The 21161-nt window shown below is 69.3% G+C and carries 11 protein-coding genes, 1 tRNA gene and 1 pseudogene; 1 reads left to right on the plus strand and 12 read right to left on the minus strand.

The window, feature by feature from the left end; genetic code table 11:
• Positions 1 to 63 precede the first annotated feature (63 nt).
• The 6 genes from thrB to ACZ4M8_RS06865 all read right to left on the minus strand — a co-directional run bounded on the left by thrB (position 64) and on the right by ACZ4M8_RS06865 (position 7311).
• Positions 64 to 981 carry a homoserine kinase gene (thrB, locus tag ACZ4M8_RS06840; RefSeq protein WP_467603963.1) on the minus strand — a complete coding sequence of 306 codons (918 nt, stop codon included), beginning with the start codon at positions 979 to 981 and terminating at the stop codon, positions 64 to 66.
• Positions 982 to 1299: 318 nt separating this feature from the next.
• Positions 1300 to 2385 (minus strand): threonine synthase, encoded by a 1086-nt coding sequence (gene thrC / locus ACZ4M8_RS06845; protein WP_467603965.1) that lies wholly within the window; start codon positions 2383 to 2385, stop codon positions 1300 to 1302.
• 8 nt (positions 2386 to 2393) lie between these two features.
• On the minus strand, positions 2394 to 3695 hold the full coding sequence (locus ACZ4M8_RS06850) for a homoserine dehydrogenase (protein WP_467603967.1): 1302 nt from the start codon (positions 3693 to 3695) through the stop codon (positions 2394 to 2396).
• 138 nt (positions 3696 to 3833) lie between these two features.
• Positions 3834 to 5225, minus strand: coding sequence for a diaminopimelate decarboxylase (gene lysA / locus ACZ4M8_RS06855; RefSeq protein WP_467603968.1), 1392 nt, complete (start codon positions 5223 to 5225; stop codon positions 3834 to 3836).
• 28 nt (positions 5226 to 5253) lie between these two features.
• Positions 5254 to 6504 carry an ArgS-related anticodon-binding protein NrtL gene (nrtL, locus tag ACZ4M8_RS06860; protein ID WP_467603971.1) on the minus strand — a complete coding sequence of 417 codons (1251 nt, stop codon included), beginning with the start codon at positions 6502 to 6504 and terminating at the stop codon, positions 5254 to 5256.
• Positions 6505 to 6726: 222 nt separating this feature from the next.
• Entirely contained in the window at positions 6727 to 7311 is a 585-nt protein-coding gene (locus ACZ4M8_RS06865) for a response regulator (protein WP_467603973.1), read from the minus strand.
• A gap of 335 nt (positions 7312 to 7646) precedes the next feature.
• Between ACZ4M8_RS06865 and ACZ4M8_RS06870 the strand changes: the two genes are divergently transcribed.
• Positions 7647 to 7718, plus strand: a tRNA-Arg gene (locus tag ACZ4M8_RS06870).
• A 253-nt stretch (positions 7719 to 7971) separates the two neighbouring features.
• Here the strand turns inward: ACZ4M8_RS06870 and ACZ4M8_RS06875 are convergent.
• From ACZ4M8_RS06875 to ACZ4M8_RS06900, 6 genes and pseudogenes are all read right to left on the minus strand, one after another.
• A pseudogene (locus tag ACZ4M8_RS06875) lies at positions 7972 to 10118 on the minus strand (UvrD-helicase domain-containing protein).
• A gap of 22 nt (positions 10119 to 10140) precedes the next feature.
• The gene (locus ACZ4M8_RS06880) at positions 10141 to 12282 is read right to left on the minus strand and encodes an AIPR family protein (RefSeq protein ID WP_467603974.1); all 2142 of its coding nucleotides are present in this window, start codon (positions 12280 to 12282) and stop codon (positions 10141 to 10143) included.
• A gap of 105 nt (positions 12283 to 12387) precedes the next feature.
• Complete coding sequence (locus ACZ4M8_RS06885; RefSeq protein WP_467603976.1) at positions 12388 to 13986, minus strand: serine/threonine-protein kinase; 1599 nt, start codon at positions 13984 to 13986, stop codon at positions 12388 to 12390.
• 664 nt (positions 13987 to 14650) lie between these two features.
• Positions 14651 to 17842, minus strand: coding sequence for a type I restriction endonuclease subunit R (locus ACZ4M8_RS06890; protein ID WP_467603978.1), 3192 nt, complete (start codon positions 17840 to 17842; stop codon positions 14651 to 14653).
• A complete protein-coding gene (locus tag ACZ4M8_RS06895) occupies positions 17839 to 19149 on the minus strand; it encodes a restriction endonuclease subunit S (protein ID WP_467603980.1) in 1311 nt (436 codons plus the stop codon). Before ACZ4M8_RS06895 ends, ACZ4M8_RS06890 begins: the two co-directional genes overlap by 4 nt.
• Entirely contained in the window at positions 19150 to 21141 is a 1992-nt protein-coding gene (locus ACZ4M8_RS06900; RefSeq protein WP_467603982.1) for a type I restriction-modification system subunit M, read from the minus strand.
• Between the last annotated feature and the right edge of the window lie 20 nt (positions 21142 to 21161).

Consider the following 21161-nt stretch of genomic DNA (forward strand, 5'->3'; position numbering starts at 1 on the left):
ACTACCGGATCCAACAAACATTCCCCCTTCCCGAGACCGGCAATCGTCGATCACCCGCGCCGGTCACCCGGCGAGCGGCAGGACGCACGCGCCCGCCGCGTCGAGGGTCAGCCGGTTGGCCGCCCAGCCCTCTCCCGCCAGCGCGGCGACCTTGTCGGCCGAGGCTTCCTCGGCCAGTGCGAGCACCGTCGGGCCCGCACCGGAGATGACCGCGGGGACACCGTCCGCACGCAGTCGGTTCACCAGGGCCACGCTCTGCGGCATCGCCGGGGCGCGGTACTCCTGGTGAAGTCGGTCCTCGGTCGCGGCCAGCAGCAGCTCGGGGCGCCTGGTCAGCGCCTCGACGAGCAGTGCGGCGCGTCCGGCGTTGGCCGCCGCGTCCACATGCGGGACGGCGCGCGGCAGCAGTCCGCGGGCGGTCTCGGTGAGCACCGGCTTCCCGGGGACGAAGACCACGGGGACGACCGAGTCGGCCGGCTCCATCCGGATCGCGCGGGCCGCGCCGGCGTCCGTCCAGGCCAGCGTGAAGCCGCCGAGCAGACAGGCGGCGACGTTGTCGGGGTGGCCCTCGATCTCGGTGGCCAGCTCCAGGAGCGCGGTGTCGTCGAGCCGCTGCTCACCGCCGATGGTCACCGCGCGGGCGGCGACGATGCCGGCGCAGATGGCCGCCGAGGACGAGCCGAGGCCGCGGCCGTGCGGAATGCGGTTGGCACAGACGATTTCCAGCCCGCGCGGCTGCCCGCCGAGCAGGTCGAAGGCGGTACGCAACGAGCGTACGAGCAGGTGGCTCTCGTCGCGCGGCAGGGTTTCACTGCCCTCACCTGCGATGTCTACGTGCAGACCGGAGTCGGCGACCCGCACCACGACATCGTCGTACAGCCCCAGCGACAGGCCGAGGGCGTCGAAGCCGGGGCCGAGGTTGGCGCTGGTGGCGGGGGTGCGCACCCGGACGGCGGCGGCACGGAACGCGGGACCGGCCATCGCTCGATGACTCTCCTTGATTGATGTGCGGTACTGCCCCGCGCCACCGCGGCGCCGAGGCGCCCGGCCGGCCGCCGGGGTCTGTTCTGACCTGCCCTGCACACCACTGCGTCATGCCGTGCGGAGGGGAGTTGGCTGCCAGCCTATCGAAGGAAGGTTCTGTGGCGACATAGGGCGCACGGGAGGCGCACGGTGCGTGTCGCACGCCGAACCGTGCCTCACTTCCGACTTTGCAGCCTTTGCAGACTTTGCGATACGGCGGGTCACCCGCCCCGTGGGCCGGTGGCCCGCCGTACGCCCGGCGGGTGCGGTCGCCGGTTACGCGAGGCCGAGGCGCTGGGCCGCGGCGTCCGCGTCGATCGGGACGGTGACGGGCTGCGGCGCGCCGGCCACGGCCCAGTCGGGGTCCTTGAGGCCGTTGCCGGTCACCGTGCAGACGATGCGCTGACCGGGGTCGACCTTGCCCTCGTCGGCGGCCTTGAGCAGACCGGCGACCGAGGCGGCCGACGCGGGCTCCACGAAGACGCCCTCCTGCGCGGCCAACAGCCGGTAGGCCGCCAGAATCTGACGGTCGGTCACCTCATCGATGGCGCCGCCCGACTCGTCCCGCGCCTGCTCGGCGAACGACCACGACGCGGGGTTGCCGATGCGAATGGCGGTGGCGATGGTGTGCGGGTCCTTGACGACCTCGCCGCGCACGATCGGGGCGCTGCCGGACGCCTGGAAGCCCCACATCCGCGGGGTGTGCGAGGCGAGGGAGTCGGCGGCGTACTCGCGGTAGCCCTTCCAGTACGCCGTGATGTTGCCGGCGTTGCCGACGGGCAGGACATGGATGTCGGGCGCGTCGCCGAGCATGTCGACGATCTCGAACGCCGCGGTCTTCTGGCCCTCGATGCGCACAGGGTTGACGGAGTTCACAAGTGCGACCGGATATTTGTCCGAAAGTCCACGGGCGAGCGTCAGACAGTCGTCGAAATTTCCGTCGATCTGGAGGATCTTCGCACCGTGCACCAGCGCCTGACCCATCTTGCCGAGGGCGATCTTGCCCTGCGGGACGAGCACGGCGCAGACCATCCCGGCCCGCACCGCGTACGCGGCGGCGGAGGCGGAGGTGTTGCCGGTGGAGGCGCAGATGACGGCCTTGGCGCCCTCCTCCTTGGCGCGGGTGATGGCCATCGTCATCCCGCGGTCCTTGAAGGAGCCGGTGGGGTTGGCACCCTCGACCTTGAGGTGCACCTCGCAGCCGGTGCGCTCGGACAGCACCTGCGCGGGGACGAGCGGTGTGCCGCCCTCCCGCAGGGTGACCGCCTCGGTCGTGTCGCTGACCGGCAGCCGGTCGCGGTATTCCTCGATGATTCCGCGCCACTGACCGTTCGCGGCGGACGCGGTGGAATTGGCAGACATGGGTTCCTTTACTCCCCTTCGACCCGCATGATGCTGGCGACACCACGGACGGTGTCCAGCTCGCGCAGAGCCTCGACGGTCGACGACAGGGCGGCGTCGGCCGCCCGGTGGGTGACGACGACGAGGGACGCCTCGCCGTCGGCGTCGGGCCGCCCCTGTTGACGGACGGTGTCGATCGACACCCCGTGCTCGGCGAAGACCGTGGCGACCTGCGCGAGGACGCCGGACTTGTCGGCCACGTCGAGACTGATGTGGTACCGCGTGACGACCTCGCCCATGGGGCTGACGGGCAGCTGCGTGTACGCGGACTCCCCCGGCCCGGTGGTGCCGGCGAGCTTGTTGCGGCAGACCGCGACGAGGTCGCCGAGGACCGCGGAGGCGGTCGGCGAACCGCCCGCGCCCGGTCCGTAGAACATCAGCTGACCTGCGGCGTCGGACTCCACGAAGACCGCGTTGTACGCCTCGCGGACGGAGGCCAGCGGGTGGCTGAGCGGGATCATCGCGGGGTGCACGCGGGCGGTGACGGACGCGCCGTCCGCGGCGCGCTCGCAGATGGCGAGCAGTTTGACGGTGCACCCCATCCGCTTGGCGGAGGCGATGTCGGAGGCGGTGACCTCGGTCAGGCCCTCGCGGTGCACGTCGTCGATGGTGACGCGGGTGTGGAAGGCGATCCCGGCGAGGATCGCGGCCTTCGCGGCGGCGTCGAAGCCCTCGACGTCGGCGGTCGGGTCGGCCTCGGCGTACCCGAGGGCGGTGGCCTCGTCGAGCGCCTCGCTGTATCCGGCGCCGGAGGTGTCCATCTTGTCGAGGATGAAGTTGGTGGTGCCGTTGACGATGCCGAGGACGCGGTTGACCTTGTCGCCGGCGAGCGATTCACGCAGCGGGCGGACCAGCGGGATCGCACCGGCGACGGCCGCCTCGTAGTAGAGGTCCGCGCCGTGCCGCTCGGCCGCGGCGTGCAGCGCGGCGCCGTCGGCGGCGACCAGCGCCTTGTTGGCGGAGACGACGCTGGCACCGTGCGCGAAGGCGGTGGTGATCAGCTCACGGGCCGGTTCGATGCCGCCGATGACCTCGATGACGACATCGACGTCCTCACGTTTGACCAGCTCCATCGCGTCGGTGGTGACCAGCTCGGCCGGGATGCCGTCGCGCACGCGGTCGGGGCGGCGGACGGCGATCCCGGCCAGTTCCACGGGGGCACCGATGCGGGCCGCGAGGTCGTCCGCGTGCGTCGTCATGATGCGCGCCACCTCTGAGCCGACCACACCACAGCCCAGGAGCGCCACCTTCAGCGGACGCGTACGCATCATTCGACCTCTGCTCTTCATCGATACTGCCGTTTTTCTGCTCGGTAATTTCTCAGTCTCACGCACCGGATGGCACTTTCCGCGCCTCGTCCGGATACCGAGACATTTATGTCGCCCGCTCCGGACACCCGGAGGAGTGCGTCATCCGACATCCAACCGCAGGAGATCCTCCTCCGTCTCCCTGCGGACGATCACCCGGCCCGCGCCCCCCGCGACGGCCACCACCGGCGGCCGCAGCGCGTGGTTGTAATTGCTGGCCATCGAGCGGCAGTACGCGCCGGTCGCGGGCACCGCCAGCAGGTCGCCGGGGGCCACGTCGGACGGCAGGAAGGCGTCCCGGACGATGATGTCGCCGCTCTCGCAGTGCTTGCCGACCACGCGCGAGAGCATCGGCTCGGCGTCCGAGGTCCGCGAGACCAGTGCGACGGTGTACTCCGCGTCGTACAGCGCGGTGCGGATGTTGTCGGACATCCCGCCGTCGACGGAGACGTACGTCCGCAGCCCCTCCAGCTCCTTGACGGTGCCGACCTCGTACAGCGTGAAGGCGGTGGGGCCGACGATGGCGCGGCCCGGCTCGACGGAGATCCGCGGCACGCTCAGCCCGGCGGCCTCGCACTCCTTGGTGACGATCTCGCCGAGCGCCTTGGCGATCTCGTGCGGCTCACGCGGGTCGTCGTCCGAGGTGTACGCGATGCCGAGGCCGCCGCCGAGGTCGATCTCCGGCAGCTCCACGCCGTGCTCGTCGCGCACCTCGGTCAGCAGCTGGACCACGCGCCGGGCGGAGACCTCGAAACCGGCCATGTCGAAGATCTGCGAGCCGATGTGGCTGTGGATGCCGGTCAGCTCCAGACCGTCGAGGGTCAGCGTGCGCCGCACGGCCTCGGCCGCCTGGCCGCCGGCGAGCGCGATGCCGAACTTCTGGTCCTCGTGCGCGGTGGCGATGAACTCGTGGGTGTGCGCCTCGACGCCGACGGTGACGCGGATCTGCACCCGCTGCCGCTTGCCGAGCCGCTGCGCGATGTCGGCGACCCGCACGATCTCCTGGAAGGAGTCGAGGACGATCCGCCCCACGCCCGCCTCGACGGCGCGGGTGATCTCCTCGGTGCTCTTGTTGTTGCCGTGCAGCGCGATCCGCTCGGCGGGCATCCCGGCGTCCAGCGCGGTCGCCAGCTCACCGCCGGAGCAGACGTCGAGGTTGAGGCCCTCCTCGGTCAGCCACCGCACCACCGCGCGGGAGAGGAACGCCTTGCCCGCGTAGAACACGTCGGCGTCCGTGCCGAACGCCTCCCTCCAGGCCCGGCAGCGCGCCCGGAAGTCCTCCTCGTCGAGGAAGTACGCGGGGGTGCCGAACTCCTCCGCGAGCGCCTTCACGTCGAGTCCGCCGACGGTCACCACACCGTCGGCGTCGCGCCGGACGGTACGCGACCAGACCCGCGGGTCGAGGGAGTTGAGGTCGGCGGGCGGCCCGGCGTAGTGCCCCTCGGGCAGGACGTCGGCGTGACGGGGCCCGGCGGGGTGGGCGGAACGGCTCATGGTGGTGGAGATCCCCTCGAAATGTCGTTCAGAGTCGTACGGGTGCAAGGACGCCGAGCAGGCGGAGGCCGTTGGCGAGCACCGTCCCGGTGGCCTCGGCGAGGGCCACCCGGGCGCGGTGCACGGCCGAGGGTTTCTCCTCGCCGACGGGCAGCGGCGGACACTCTCCCTGCCAGCGCAGATACGCGTCGGCCACCGCCTCCAGATGGCGCACCACCCGGTCCGGCGCCCGGTAGCGCGCCGCGGCGGCGACGGCGTCCGGGAAACCGCCGAGGAGGAGATGGAGGGCGTGGGCGCCGTGGGCGGGCGCTCCGGGGGCGGCGGACGGGCCGGACGCGGTGGTCACAGCGGTCGTTCCAGGGGCCGGGCTGTGTGCCGTGTCGTCGCGGGAGCCGACCGGGGCGGGCCCGCGCGGGTCCGGCGCGGCGGCCGTGCCGGTGGCGGTACCCGTACCGGCGCTGGGATACGTCCCGGATCCGGTGTCGCCCGGCTCACCCGTGAAGCCCAGCTCCCGGGCGTTCCGCGCCACCGCCCGGGTCCGGGCGTACGCGTACTGCACCCGGAAGCGCGGGTTCTCCTCCCGCTGCGCGGGCCGCTCGGGCAGCCGCACCGGGTCGTGCGCGGCGGGCCGCAGCAGCGCCCATCGCGCCTCGTCCCCGCCGAGCCGCGCGACCAGCCGGTCCAGCTCGGCGGCGGCCCCGGACTCGGGGGACGGCGCGGTCCCGGCGGCTTCGGATGACGGCCCGGCCCCGGCGGCGGCCCGCGGCCCGTCGTCCGCCCGGGTCACGAGGGCGTCCGGGCGGTGCCGGTCGCGGGAGTCCGGCGCGTCCGGCCCCGGGGCGGCGGCCGCCGCGTCGATCCGGGCCAGGGCTTCGGCGACGACGAGTCCCCGCGCTCCCCGGGGCGGCGGCACGGCGGCTCCGGGGCGCCCCGGGCGGGCGCCGCCCGTGCCGTACGCGGGGCCCTGGGCGAGGACGGTGCGGACCAGTTCGGCGGATGCGTCGCCGCCCAGCGTGAAGTTCAGGAAGCCGGGCCCCGCGACCTCGACCCGGGCGAGGCCCGGACAGCCGGCCAGCCGCCTGCGCAGCACCTCGGCGACCTCCCGGGCGGGCAGTCCGGCACCGGCGGCGAGCTGGAGCGCGACGTTGGACGCGTAGTCCCCGGAGTGCGGTGCGGGGCGCACCACCACCCGCTCCGGCACCGCCACGGAAAGCTCCCGCTCCGCCACGGCGCCACGCACGGAGCGCAGCACGGCACAGGACAGCTCGGCGGGGGTCACAGGACAAGCGTATGGGAGAACGGGGCCACCCATGCGACCAGGTTTCGCCTGGTGGACACCGGGGCCCGGACGTGGCGCACCTCACGCGCCCCGCCCCCTTCCGGGCACCGGGAGCCGGCCCACCGGATGGTCACCCGGGCACCCCGGTGCGCGCGAGGAACTCCCGGGCCGGCCCGGACACGGGGCCGGCCCTCCGGGGAAGCTCACCGGGAGCCGCCCCGGTCAGCCGTGGGAGCGCTCCCGGCGGCCCCCGCCGAGGTGCTCCAGCCGCTCCGGCCGCACCGCGAAGTGGTCCCGCCGGTCCAGATGGTCGCCGCATTCGAGGTGCGCGACGTGCTCGGCGAGGCCCGGCTGCTGACGCGCCGCCGCGAGCCCGGCGGCGCGCTCCGCCGCCGACCGGTCCGCCGCCGCGCCGCCGACCGCAGGCCGCCGCCCTTCCCTGGCCAGCCGCGCCACCGTCCGCACCATCTCCGCCGGCTCGAACGGCTTGCCCAGGAACGCGTCGACGCCCACGGACTCCCCGCTCTCCGCCTCGCTCCCCGTGCAGGCACTGATGATCGCGAGGGGGATGTCCCACGTCCGCGGGTCGGCCCGCAGCCGCGCCGCCGTGTGCAGACCGTTGAGCCGCGGCATCACCACGTCGAGGGTGATCACATCGGGTCTCACGTCATGCACGACGTCCAGACATTCGGCACCATCAGCCGCGGTCACGACCTCGAAGCCCTCCAGCTCGAGATTGACCCTGATCAACTGCCGGATCACTTCGCTGTCATCGACGACAAGGATCCGACCGCACAAGCCAGGCACACGACGAGACTAGGGGCCCGTCTCCGGCGGTGTACCGCTTTTCCGCACTTCGGCCCCCGTGCGGGGGACCTTTCCCGGACCACTCCCCACCCGCCCCCGCCATGCGCTACACCCCGCTCCCGGAGCCCGCCGCCCGTACGGACCGCCCGTCGGGCCGGTACACCCCGTGCGACGACAGCGATCTTCGCCGCCCCCGTCGGCCCGCCTCTTCGCCCCGACGGCCACCACGCTCCCGACCACCCGGAACACTCTCCGCACCCCTCCCTCCATCACGTGCCGGAACACCCCATCGGAGCTGGTAGTGTTCTACCCGTCGCCGAGCAACACGGCGAAACGCCCCCGTAGCTCAGGGGATAGAGCAACGGCCTCCGGAGCCGTGTGCGCAGGTTCGAATCCTGCCGGGGGCACTCGCCGGTCAATGGTCCGAGACAGTGATCTGATTCGGTAAGTGCCATCAGAGAGGGTGGGAGTCAGTACCGCTGACTCCCACCCTCTCTCCTTGTTGCCCACTATGTGCGACACACCCCCGACACACTCATCGGGTTGTGCCACCCTCTCCTCCAGCGGGCTCGTCAAAGCGGCTCACTGCCTCTCCGGCCATGCAGGCCACCAGGTCTACCACCGCTCTTCCTCGCATCGCTGTGACCCTGCGCGTAGCCGTTACGGAACAGTGCCGGGCGTTCCCACCTCACACCCCGCCTGCGGCAGGAACGGACTGGGGTCCCCTGACCACGACACGTACAGGCCGTCGCGGGCTCGGGTGCAGGCGACAAACAGCAAGCAGCGTTCCGCGAGAAGGTCGGCCTCGTGCTGAAGGCGGTCGACATCCGCCGGCGTCACCGCCTTGAGAAACGGCACAGCACCATCGTGGACACCGACCACCGCGACGCATCGGTACTCCAGGCCCTTGAAAGAATGCATGGTGCCTACGTTCACCGCGTCAGCCGCTGCAGGCCGATCCGCTCGCAGTCGCTGGGCAGGAATTCCGGCGGCCGACAGGCGCTCCGCCACCTGGTCGCAGGTTCGCTTCGAAGCGGGCGCTCACACCGATGTCACCGGGAGAGATGCCGTCCTCCAGCCAGCTGCGGACACGTGCGACGAGTGCTGTCAGCTCCGCTTCGAGGGAGCTGGCCGCGTGCACCTCGGGGCCACTCCCGTGCAGAGCCGAGCGGTAGCAGAGCAGAGTTTCGTGGCGGGCGTCATCCTCAAGCTCCGCGAAGGGACGTCCGACGAGGAGTGCGGTGGACCAGCTCAGGATCTCGTGCGTGGAGCGGTAGTTCTTGCGCATCTTCGTCGACCGTCCCGCGACTTTGATCCCGACCGCCTTCAGGGAGACCTTGTTGTCGTAGATCCGCTGATGCGGGTCGCCCGCGATGAACAGGTCGTCCGGGCGCGCCGGCACGGCGGCGCGTAGGAGGCGCCACTGGGCGGGGTGAAAATCTTGGGCCTCGTCGACGACGACATGTCGGTAGCGGGGCCCGGTCCGCTCCAGCAGGTCCGCGGCCTCCGAGCAGGTGCCGAGGTAGGTCCGCAGCCCGTCGGAGGCCAGCCTGGCGGTGAACTCCTCGATGGCGCCCCACACCGACGGCCGAGCCGCCACGTGCAGCGCGCTGCCGCGCCCTTTGCGCTCGGCGGCTTCGTACTGCTCGTACGTGCGCAGGTTCTGGGCGAGGACGACGTGCTTGTACCCCTGAGCGAGGAACTGCGAGCTCCCGGTGAAGCCTCCGGTCCGGGCGGCCCGCTGCCAGCGGGCCGGCTCCTCGTCGGCACGCAGGGGCCTGCGTGACGTGGACAACACACGCCCGGCGAACGCTTCGACGGTCATGATGTCCACCCGGTCCCGGCGCGTCTCGTCGTCGACGAACTCGGCGAGGCCCGCGCGCAGGGAGGCCACCAGGGCGTTGGTGTACGTGGTGAGCAGGACGCGGTCGCCGTCGCGCAGATGGCGGAGCAGGTGGCGTACGCGGTGCAGGGCGACGACCGTCTTACCCGTGCCGGGGCCTCCGGTGACCTGGGCCGGGCCGGAGTAGGAGGGTCGGTAGGCCACCTTGTCCTAGGACGGGTGCAGGAAGACCCGCCACGCGGCGAAGGGCTTGTCGAGGATCTCGCGGAGTTCCTCCGAGCCGGTCACCACGGAGATGCGGGTCCGGGTGTGCCGGATGGCGGTCTCGTAGTCGGCGGGGTTCACGGGTTCCGCGCTGTCGGTGGCGGCCAGGTTGATGGCCACCACCTCGCGCCACACGTCCTCCACCGTGAAGCCTGCGGCCAGATACTCCTACCTCGCGCTGATCCTGCGGGAAGAACGACGCGAAGGCTTCCAGCTGCTCCAGGCTGGTGAGAGCCCGGGCCTGACGCAGGGTCGTCCCGTCGATGCCGAGGGCCGCGAGATCCCCGTCCGAGAATCGGGCGAAGAGCCGCTGCTCGGGGGCGGGCGCGATCCGTTCATAGGCGGGGGTGAGTTCCTCTGGGACTGCGATGTCGCGGATCTCGACGGCCCGGGTGACCGTGTTGATGCTCGCCTTCTGCTTGATCGCCCATGAGTTCGCGTCGTCGTGCGGCAGTACTCGCAGCAGGACGTACGTGTCGCCGCTGTCGGGCGCCAGCACGACCGCTCGGGTACCGCGGTCGATCCGGATCGTCCGGATGTGCGGGTCGCGAGCGTTCTTGAGCGACTCCAGTTTCAGGCCGGGGTCTTTGAACAGCTGGTCCAGGGTGAGCCGTTCGAACTTCTCCCAGGCGTCGAAGCCCCCCTTACGGACCGTGCCCTGGAGCTTGGGGAGCTGGGCGCAGAAGGCGAGGCGGGGCATGGCGGAGGTTCTCCTGGTGGTTCTACCGGTGAGTTTGGTCGACGGCCGGGTCCACAGACTCGTCCGCTTCCTCCAAGGCGTCCAAGACACTCCACGCCAGATCGGCAAGGCTCGCTCCCGACAGGGTCACCCAGCGGGCGGTTCCCTGGTTCGCCACGGGTCGGTCCGTCCAGCCGGCCTCCTCCCACATATGGGTGATCAGACCGGAGGGCGCGTACTGCTTGCCGTCAGCCGCCCACAGAATCGGCTTCGTACGGTGATTGACCCAGGTGGCCCGACCACGCCGCTCATCTTCGGCAAGCCAATCCCGCAGCGCTGCTGCTTCGAGCGGGTAGCCGCTGCTCAAGGTGAGCGGATCCCCGTTGCTCAGAATTCCCTTGTCCACGAGGACATGGACAGCGTTGGGTCGGCGCCGCTTCCGCTTCGGACGGACACGACGGTACGTGTCGGGCACGGTGTCGCCGAGCTCCCCCGACATGGTGGCGAGCACATGCCCGGCGAGTTCTCGGCAACGGGTGATGTCGGAACACACGGCGCGGATAACAGAACGCTCGGTGAAGAGTTCGTCGATCGCTGCCGCAGTGACAGGTAGCAGCCGCTCGACGAGGGCCTTCGTCTTCTCCTTCGCATCCGCGGCCCATGCGAGGTCCTGGTCGGGCTCCCCGATGGCGTCGGTGTCCAGCAGGCGGAACACCAGGTGGGTCAGCAGATAGGTGCCATGCTCCGTCAGAGCCGCACCACGTCCCTCGTAGCGCTTGCGGAGTTCGAGGAGACTGCGCCGCACCTGACGCAGCACCTGCACCGCGTTCCAGAGCAGGAAGACGCCGGGCTGCGGCCGGAACAGGACGTCGTAGACACCCTGCGAGCCGCGCTCCCAGAGCGGTTCCAGGGAAAGGGCTATGCGCGCCGCGTACTGGCTGTCGGACCGGGCACAAGCGAGGGCGCAGGCGGCCTCGACCACGGAACAGCCCGACTCCTCCGGCGGGTCCAGCTCGCTGCGCCTCACGCTGTATTCCAGGCCGAGTTCCGCCCTCATCTCCTCCAGGATCGCGGCCTGCACCGGGTCGAGCGCGATGAAATCGCGTGCACCGACGCTGTTCTGCCGGTTTGTGGCCTTGGTGGTCTCCTTGGCGAATTCCTCCGCCTTACCCGTGACGATGATCCGCACGCCGATCTGAGCCTCGGCCGCGATGTCATCGGCGGCGAGCGCTTCGGCAACCGACCGGACGGTCTGAGCGCCGTTGACGACGCTCGCGTGGTTCAGGGTAAGCGTCAAAGGGTGGTGCTGGGGCGCGCGCATGTTCTGCTGGGCTTTCTCGACGGAATCGCAGAGCACGGTAATGCCATTGTTGAAGTACCAGAACAGCGCCGGTGTCTTGCTGAGCGTCTTGACCAGCTCATTGTTGATCGGGGTCCTGCCCAGGGGGTTCCGGATGTTCAGGTTGAAAAGGCTGGAGCCGCTCTTGGCCCACTGCGCCACCTCTTCGGCCGCGACGACACCCTGGTACGACTCGTACGGGGAACTGATACCGAACCAGGGGAACAAAGTGGCCGACAGGCGCGCTGGCTCAGGCGTGAGGTCCCGGCGGACGGAAGACCATACCTCGGGCGCCAGGATGATCCGGTGGTCGAGGATCTCTCCGTAACGGTTGAATTCCTTCTCGCCGGTGACGATGGCCTGCCGGAAGCCGATACCAGGCGTGTCGGGCCGCATCAGGACAATGACCTGGGTGACGGGCACAGGGCCGCGGTCCATGATCGTTTTGGCGTACTCCGCAAGCTGCCGTCCGCGCGGATTGAACGGGGCGAAGTCCTCGTCGTCGATCAGGCGCAACCCGGCCAGGAGTTCCAGCACCGCGTCCCGCTCACCCTTGGCCTTACCGTCTTTGCTCCACTTTCCCTGGACCAGGTACACATGCGGGCGGGGTCCGTCCACGACAGCGATCGCGTCGATGCCCTGGTCCGCGTGCCCGTCGATGACGGTGCCGGCCGCCTCCTCGGGACTGAAACCCGTGACCATGCGCACGGCCTGAGCGGTCAAGGCCCGGGAGAGCAGGCGAGGTTCGCGCTCCTTGTCCGGCATGCCGTCCAGGTCGCTGACGTCGAGGAGCTCGCCATAGAACTGTTTGAGAGCGTTGCCCACCTGACGCACCTGCGTGGTCACGCTCGGAGCGTCGGAGGAGTGGTGTGTGTTCATGTTCGTGGGTTCCCTCCCACAGTCGGCGCACGTCCGACCGTCTTGCTTCCTGCCGTACGGGGCGCAGCGGACTCAGCCAGCCGTCCCGTCGAGATCCAGTCGTATCAGCGCCAGCGCCTCGGCGACCTCGGCCGTCAGCTCATCCGCGGGTCCGTAGACGACATTCAGGTCGGCGTGCAGGGGTTCGAGGATGACCAGGGCGTCGGTGGCGCGGCTCTGGGCGAGCAGCAGCATGCCGATGTCACGGCGCAGTTCGATGGCTTCCTCGCTGACGTCGCTGTCCACGGACCGGACGACCGCGAGCACCGATTCCAGCGCCGTGAGCGCCTCCGTCACCTGGCCGAGTTCGGCGCGGCAGCGGGCGGCCTGGGCCCGGCAGGCGCGGGCCCGCTCACTCGCGGGACCGGCGATACGGCCGTACGCGTCGGCGAGTGCGGTGAACTCGGGTAGGGCGGCCCGGTAGTCCCCGCCGAGCAGCCGGATCGCCGCCCGCTGGGTGCGCAGCTCCAACACCTTCCGGTTCTCCGCGCCGAGGGCACGGACTGCCGGCTCGATGACCTCGCCCAATACCTCCGCGGCCTGCGCGAACCGCTCCTCTTCGAGGAGGGCGTCGGAGTGTGCATACGCCTCCTTGATCTCCGCCCTGAGGTCGTCCGGCACTTGAGCGGGCGCGGGTACCGGCTCCCCCGAGGGCGCCGGTGCAGCCGCCGGTCGGGGCCGGGAGCGCGGCGCGTACGGATGGCGAAAGAGCCCCGTCGGGTCCGGGACTCCCGTCGGCCCCCCTTCTCCGGGCACCGGCATCTGGCCCACCGCAGGCAGGAAGGGCCGCAGCCGCTCGTACACCTCCTGGACGTCGGCGGGCCGCGCCTCCGGGGCCTTACGGAGCAGGTGCAGGACGAGTTCCTCCAGCTCGGCCGGGACCTCGGGGCGCAGCTGCCGGAGGGAGGTGGGGGCGGCGCTGACGTGCTGGTACATGAGGGCGAACTCACTGTCCGCGTGGAAGAGGACGCGCCCGCTGAGCAGTTCGTGGAGGACACACCCGAGCGCGTACAGGTCCGTCTGCGGGGTGATACGGCCGCCGCGGACCTGTTCGGGCGCCATGTACTGCGAGGTCCCGATGGGCGTGCCGGTCGCGGTGAGCTTGGTCGCGTCGGTGCGCAGAATGGCCGCGATGCCGAAATCGAGGACCTTCACCGTCCCGTCGCGGCCGACGAGGATATTGCCCGGCTTCAGATCCCGGTGGATGGCCGGCACGTCGTGAGCATGTGACAGCACTGTGGCGACCTGGGCTACGACAGCCGCCGCCCAGCTCACCGGCAGCGGTCTGGCCGCGTCGACATACGCGGACAGCTGCACGCCCTCGACCAGCTCCATCACGAGGAACAGCCGCTCGTGCGTGTCGTCGAGAACCGCGTCGTACACCTGCGGGACGCCGGGGTGCTGGATGCGAGCGGTGATCCGGGCCTCGCGGCGGAACCTCTTGGCGAACTCGTCCGCAAGCTGCGGTGAGGTGACGGACTGCTGCCGGATGAGCTTCACGGCGACGGGCCGGTCCAGTACGCCGTCATAGCCGCGCCAGACATCGCCCATACCGCCGTGACTCAGTTCCTCCAGGAGTTCGTACCGTCCGGCGATCACCTGCTGCGGCACCCTGCCCCGCCCCCGTTGCATCCGTGCGCCGGCGTGCGTACCCAGGTGGTGTCGGCCGGCCCGACATATCAACGCCAGTCTGGGCGGTGCGGCGATCTTCCGTCCAGTGAGGTCGGCCGAGTTCGCAGCTATGGCCGAGAAGTGCCCACGCCGTGCTGCCGCTCTCGCTGCGCTCGCATTCGGCCCACACCTTCTTGCCGGGCGCTCCGCCGGGACGGGGCATCAGCCCCAGCGGTCGGCGGGGGCGGCAACGAGCAGCAGGCCGCACCCCTCCGTACGGTCCCGGCCCGGGAGGTGCTGTGCGGGCTCGGGCGTCCGCTCGCCGCGAGTGTCGGTCACCCGCGAGGGGCTGTGGGGACGATGAGCCGCATGTGGAAGGCACGTTCCGGCACCCGGTCGTGGAGAACGGCGTTCGCGCGAGTTCGCCGGCAAGGAGGACGACCCTGTCGTGGGCCTCGGCGCCATACGGGGCCCCCAGGCGTGCAGCCGCTCCGCGCACAGCCGGCGGGCGAGGCGGGCACCGCGCGGCGTGGAGGTGAACCGCGTCGCGAAGTGGTGGGTGAGCGTGGCGGGTTGGGCAGGGGGCCGGAGGCGTGGAACCGGAGGCCGGCCGCACGGCCTGACGCGGCGCGGGGCCTTCGTACACCGGCGAGGTGTAACGAAGGCCCCGACGCGTGTGAGAGGGCTACGCCGCGTCGTCCACGCCCTCCTCGCGGCGGATCATCCGCCACGCGGCGCGGCGGGCGCTGCGGTCCAGGTTGGATTTGAAGTTCCGGTCGGAGCCGAAGTACTGGCGGCCGAGACCGGCGATGGTGCCGACGTGGTCGGCCATCTTGTCCGCGAAGACCTTGTCGAAGACCTTGCCGAAGTTGTCCTCATCGTTGACGACGGCCGCCGCCCGTACCTTGGCGTCGGCCTTGGCCTCTTCGAAGGGCCGGATGACGTCCTGCTCGGTGAAGTCCGTGCCGAACTTGGCGTTGAACTTCTCGATCAGCTCGGACAGGAGTGACTTCTCGGCCTCCTTGGCGCCGCCCGGCCCCTCCCCGAAGCCCGGCATCGTCGCGGGCCCTTCCGGGCTGAGGGAGACGTCATGCTCACCGGTCTTCTGCACGCGCAGATGGCTGAGGTCCACCTCACCGATGTCCACCCCGCCGTCCGTACGTCCACGCAGCCGGGTGAGGAGATAGCGGCCGTAGAGGTGGAGGCGTTCCAGGTCGGGGTCGTGGTAGGGAACGATCTGGGCGAGGAAGCCGTACTTCCGTACGTAGTCGATGAGGTCGGCGCGGAAGTCCTCGGCCGTCTTGACCTCGTCCTCGTCCTCGTCCTCGTCGCGCAGGGCCTCGTAGCGCGTGACGGCCGGGGACAAGAGACGGTAGAGCTCGGCGTGCAGCTTCTCCCACTTGGCCGGTGAGCCGGCGGCCTTCTCCTTCGCCTGGAAGTAGGCGGCGGCGAACTCGTCCATCTCCGCCTCGGAGATGATCGGCGCGGACATCACGCGGCTCTGGGCGGTGTAGAGCAGGTTGGGGTCCGAGGGGAGGGTGTTCGCCTCCTCGAAGTACGGGCGGAACGCCTCCTTGATGTCCTCGGCCTCGTTGGCGAAGTCCAGGATGGCGAGGTCGGCCTGTGTCTTGCGGTCGGTGGTGCGGTTCAGACGGGAGAGGGTCTGGACGGCCGCGATGCCGGTCAGCGTCTTGTTGACGTACATGGTCGTCAACAGGGGCTGGTCGAAGCCGGTCTGGTACTTCTCGGCAACAACCAGGATCCGGTATTCCTGCTGCCCCTTCGCTCCGGCCTTGACCGCCTTGTCGTCAGCGCGCGTGTAGCCGAACGCCTTGGGGAGAGCGGTCTCGGCGAGGCCCCCGTTCTCCTTCGGCTCGGTGGTCTCCTTGCCCTCGATGGTGAGGGAGCCGGAGAAGGCGACCAGGACGCCCAGGTCCGGGTACTTGGTGTGGTAGTCGCGGTCCTTGATGTAGCTCTTGATGGCGCGGGCCATCTGGACGGCGGATTGCCGGGAGGCGGTCACCACCATCGACTTGGCGCGCCCGCCGAGTCGGCCCCTGGTGTGGGCGACGAAGTGCTCGACGATCACCTGGGCGTGCTGGGCAACGGTCGAGTCGTGGGTGAGCACGTACCGGGCGAGGAGCGAGTTCGCCTTGGCGGGGTCGACCTCGCGCTCATCGTGGTTCTGATTCACCAGCTTCCAGTACGTGTTGTACGTGACGTAGTTGCGCAGCGGGTCGAGGATGAACCCTTCCTCGATGGCCTGGCGCATGGAGTACGTGTGGAAGGGGCGGTAGGCGTTCTTGCCGTCCACCTGGTCCGGGGTACCGAAGAGTTCGAGGGTCTTGGACTTGGGGGTGGCGGTGAAGGCGAAGTAGGAGAGGTTGGCGGCCCGGGAACGCTCCAGTGCCTTCTTCTTGAGCTTGTCGGTGACGGTGACGCTGGTCGCGCCGACGTCCTCGGAGTCGGAGTCGAGACCGAGCTCGCGGAGAGCGGCACGGACGGAGGTGGCCGCGTCCCCGGACTGGGAGGAGTGGGCCTCGTCGATGACGATCGCGAAGGTGGTGCCCTTGATCTCGGTCGGGTTGCGCTGAAGGTAGTCGAGGAGCGCGGGGAACGAGTGCAGGGTGACCGTGACGATCTTGCCGGTGTCACGGGAGAGGGCGCGGGCGAGCTGTTCGCTCTTGGCGCCGGACTTCTCATCGATCTTGACGACTAGGCCGTCCGTCTGGGAAAAGCTGCCGACCGTCTCGCGGAGCTGGGCGTCCAGGTTCCGGCGGTCGGTGATGACGATGACCTTGTCGAAGACGGGCTCACCGGGCTTGATGAAGCCTGCTGCCAGGGCCTCGGTGTTGAGCGTGCGGGGGTCGTTGTCCGCGTGCAGGTCGGAGAGGCGGTGGACGAGCCAGCCGATGGTGTTGGACTTGCCGGAGCCGGCCGAGGCCATGATCAGGTAGTTCTGGCCGGCGCCGTGGATGGCGGCATGGGCGGTGAGTTTCCTGACCACATCCCACTGGTGGTAGCGCGGGAAGATCGTGGTGCGGGTGGTGGCGCCGCCGGGAGTCCTGGACTTCTGCTGGTGGGCGAAGCGCTGGAGGAGGTCCAGCCAGCTGTCCCGCTGCCAGACCTGCTCCCAGAGGTAGGAGGTCGCATATTGGCCGTACGCGGTGGGGGCCGGGTTGCCGGCGCCACCGGGGCGGCCGGGCCCGTCCGAGCCGGTGTTGAAGGGGAGGAAGCGGGTGTTCTTCCCCTTGAGCTGGGTGGCGACGAAGACCAGGTCGGGGTCGACGGCGAAGTTGGCGATGACCCGGCGGGTGAAGATCAGCTCGGTGGGGTCGCGGTCGGCGCGGTACTGCTCCTTGGCGTGCTCGACGCCCTGACCGGTCAGAGGGTTCTTGAGCTCGGCGGTGGCGAGGGGGATGCCGTTGAGGAACAGGGTGAGGTCGAGGCGGTTGTTCCAGTCGAGCTGCTTCGTGGCGTAGGGGAGCTCGCGGACGACGGTCAGGCGGTTGGCCCGGTAGCCGTCGAGGACGGAGTCGTCGGCGACGAGGTTGGGCTTGAAGTAGGCGACGCGGAGGAGTACGCCGCGGTCCTTGACGCCGTTGCGGAGGACGTGGAGCAGGCCGTCGTTGGCGATGGCCTGGTCCAGGCGGCGGGCGAAACCCCGCTGGGCCTCGTCGGGGTCGCCGTAGATGGTGCGGAGCTCGTGCCACTCCTCGGCCTGGGTCTTGCCGAGGAAATCGAAGAGTTCCTGGGTATCCAGACCGAGGTCGGGCCGGTAGCCGGAGGGACTGACCTCGCGCCAACCGCGCGCGGTCATGGCGGCGACTATGGCTTCACCGAACGCGGACTCGCTGTGGACGGGGCCGGGGTTCATGCGGTGATTCCCTCCGTGACGTTGCGTCCGCCGGCGGTGGAGACGTCGAACTGGCCGGTTACGGCGGCGGTGATCAGGGAATGGCGGCGTTCGGCGAGGAGATTGATGGCCCTGTTCATCACGCTCTTGGCGCGGTCGAGGCGTTGTGCGGCCGAGTCCAGTTCGGCAACGATGGATTCCTGAGTGTCGAGGGGAACATTCGGGATTGGAAGATCCTTGACGACGCTCGTCGGAAGGTTGTTCGCCATACCCTCCGCGCCTGAGATGCCGTTCTTGATACGCTCCCGCACCTGATGGCTGCGAAGCATATGGGCTACGTAATCGGCGTGAACGTGAGAGGGATCGAGCGTGATCCGGTAAACCTTGTCGCACAGCAGAAGATTGCGGACTGGTTCTCGTACGATGCCGACACTCCCGATGAGATCGGCTGATCCGCTAGCCCGGGACATGAGCAAGTCCCCCTGCTGCAGCGCGAACTCGCGGCGCGGTTCAACCCCGGCGGGTAGCACTTTGTGCTGGAGATGGTCGAATTCGCCAGAATTAACACAACCAGCCTTGACAACGCCCCATTCACTTTCCCTCGCCAGTCGATCCTCGCACTGCGGAGACCAGCCCTGCTCGATCCGCGTGAGGACGTGGCGCAGACGGATGGTTCCGAACCCCTCCTCAAGGATCTGAGTAACCCCAGAGAGCCTGCTTCGCTGGCGATCCTCCAGCAACCGGGACTGTTGAGTCCTCATGGAAACCAGGCTGTCGATGCGGGCGGTTTCGGCGTCGAGGAAGTCGGCGATGCGGCGCTGCTCTTCCAGCGGAGGGAGAGGGATGCGAACGGACTCAAGATCAGGCATGTAGATGGTCAGGTGCGTGGATCCGTACGCAAGCTTCCGCCACTCTTGCTTCATCGCCCGCAGCACCAGCAGCAGGTAGCGTGGGTCGAGGAAGGGGTCGGCAAGCCAAGTAACGAAGGCTTGCGTGGTGGCCATGGGTCGACCGATCCGCACGCTATAGCCAATGGAGGCCGTCCGTGACAGCATCACTGTACCCGCCGGGTGCAAAACCGCAGCACTGTTTGCCATGCCAAGTTCGCTGATGTGCTGCTCTGTTTCCATCAGCGGCTCAAGTGCGTCGCCCCTTCGAGACACATCCGGCGTAGTGACCCAAGGGACAGTGCAGTTCTCCCAGTACTCCTTCCTCCCTCGGTCAGGGGTATGTCCAGTCCCCATCTTCGCAACGAAATTCAGCGGGACTACTTTCCAGTGACTCGGAATCGCTGGCGCCCACCCAAGTGACGTGTCCTGCATCTCCATCTACTCCGCCACCTCGCCCAGGAACTTCTGAATCTCCGTCTCCAGGGCCTTCAATTCCGCGTCGATCTCCGCAAGTGGCCTCGGCGGCTCGTACACGTAGAAGTGCCGCGTGAACGGGATCTCGTAGCCGATTTTCGTCTTCGTGTGGTCGATCCACGCATCCGGGACGTGCGGGTGGACCTCGCGCTTCAGGTAGTCCTCGACGTCCTCGCCCAGCGGGACGTTCTCATAGTCCCGCAGCTCCGTGTCCGGTTCCGGCTTGCCCTTGATCTTCTGGGCCTCGCCCTCGGGGTCGCGGACTCCGATCGCGTCCCGGAGCGCCTTGGCGAAGGGGGCGCCCGTCGGCCACAGCAGGCCGGCGGCGACCACCGCGTCCTTCAGGGCCACCAGCGCCTCGGACTTGGTCGTCCACGACGACCCCAGCAGCGTACGGACGGCGGCCACGAACGCGTCCGCCTCCGCCAGCTTCTGGACCGGCTTCGCCGCCGCCAGCGCGGCAAGCGTCTCCTCCGTGACCTCGAAGCGGAGCTTCAGCGGGCGCTCGACCGTGATGCGCTGGTAGCCGAAGGCTTCGTTGTCGAAGACCTTGACCTTGGCGTGGAGCCCGTGGTTCGGATCCGCAGCGGCCTGGATCGCGTCCGCGTACAGGCGCGTCACGTCCGCGATGTGCTGCTTGCCGAGTTCCTTGCGCTTGTCGCCCAGCGACTTGCGCATCTTCTGGAACTGGTCACGCGCGTCCAGCAGGACGACCTTGCCCTTGTGGTCCGGGGACTTGCGGTTGGTGAGGATCCAGAAGTACGTGGAGATGCCGGTGTTGTAGAAGAGCTGGTCCGGGAGGGCGACGATCGCCTCCAGCCAGTCGTTCTCCAGGATCCAGCGGCGGATCTCGGACTCGCCCGAGCCGGCCGCGCCGGTGAAGAGCGGGGAGCCGTTGAAGACGATGGCGATGCGGGAGCCGCCACCGCCCTTCGCGTCCACCGGCTTCATCATCGAGATCATGTGCTGGAGGAAGAGGAGCGAGCCGTCGTTGATGCGTGGCAGGCCCGCGGCGAAGCGCCCGGCCTCGCCCATGTGCTTGTGCTCGTACTCGACCTCGTCCTTGACCTTCTTCCACTCCACGCCGAACGGCGGGTTGGCCAGGAGGTAGTCGAACTTCTCCCGGCGGTGGGCAGGGTCGCTGAAGGAGTTGCCGAATGCGATGTGCTCCGGGTCCTGCCCCTTGATCATCAGGTCGGACCGGCAGATGGCCCAGGACTCGGGGTTGAGCTCCTGGCCGTACACCTCGACCGTGGCGTCCGGGTTCAGGGACCGGATGTGCTCCTCGGCCGCGGACAGCATGCCGCCCGTACCGCAGGCGGGGTCCATGACCGTACGGACCGCGCCCGGGACGGTGAGCGCGTCTCCGTCGGGGGCGATCAGGAGGTTCACCATCAGCTTGATGACCTCGCGGGGGGTGAAGTGCTCACCCGCCGTCTCGTTCGACTGCTCCGCGAAGCGGCGGATCAGCTCCTCGAAGACGTAGCCCATGTTGTGGTTGGACACGACCTCGGGGTGCAGGTCCAGGTCGGTGAACTTGCCGATGACCTTGTAGAGCAGGCCGGCGGTGTCCAGCCGCTTGATCTGCTGGGCGAACTCGTACTTGTCGAGGACCTCGCGGGCGTTGTCCGAGAAGGAACCCACATACACCTGGAGGTTCGTCGCCGCATTCTGCGGGTCGGCGGCGATCTTCTTCAGGGTCAGGGCGCTCTTGTTGTAGAAGGAGTGTCCCGATGCCTTGCGGAGCCAGTAGTCCGGGTCGAGGTCCTGACCCTGGTACTCGGCCGCGGTCTCCGCGACCTGCTCGCGGGTCGGCTCCAGCACACACTCCAGCCGGCGCAGGACCGTGAACGGCAGGATGACCTTGCCGTAGTCGGACTGCTTGTAATCGCCGCGCAGGAGGTCGGCGACGGACCAGGCGTGATTCGCCAGTTCCGTGTGCTTACTGCTGTTCAAGGGGTTCCCCGGTTTCCTTC

It is taken from the genome of Streptomyces sp. NPDC027185 (assembly GCF_055567035.1).

Excerpts from the sequence above, each read along its gene's own strand:
- thrB (WP_467603963.1), bottom strand. The coding sequence starts at position 981 with ATGGCCGGTCCCGCGTTCCGTGCCGCCGCCGTCCGGGTGCGCACCCCC.
- thrC (WP_467603965.1), bottom strand. The coding sequence starts at position 2,385 with ATGTCTGCCAATTCCACCGCGTCCGCCGCGAACGGTCAGTGGCGCGGA.
- ACZ4M8_RS06850 (WP_467603967.1), bottom strand. The coding sequence starts at position 3,695 with ATGATGCGTACGCGTCCGCTGAAGGTGGCGCTCCTGGGCTGTGGTGTG.
- lysA (WP_467603968.1), bottom strand. The coding sequence starts at position 5,225 with ATGAGCCGTTCCGCCCACCCCGCCGGGCCCCGTCACGCCGACGTCCTG.
- ACZ4M8_RS06885 (WP_467603976.1), bottom strand. The coding sequence starts at position 13,986 with ATGCAACGGGGGCGGGGCAGGGTGCCGCAGCAGGTGATCGCCGGACGG.
- ACZ4M8_RS06890 (WP_467603978.1), bottom strand. The coding sequence starts at position 17,842 with ATGAACCCCGGCCCCGTCCACAGCGAGTCCGCGTTCGGTGAAGCCATA.
- ACZ4M8_RS06895 (WP_467603980.1), bottom strand. The coding sequence starts at position 19,149 with ATGGAGATGCAGGACACGTCACTTGGGTGGGCGCCAGCGATTCCGAGT.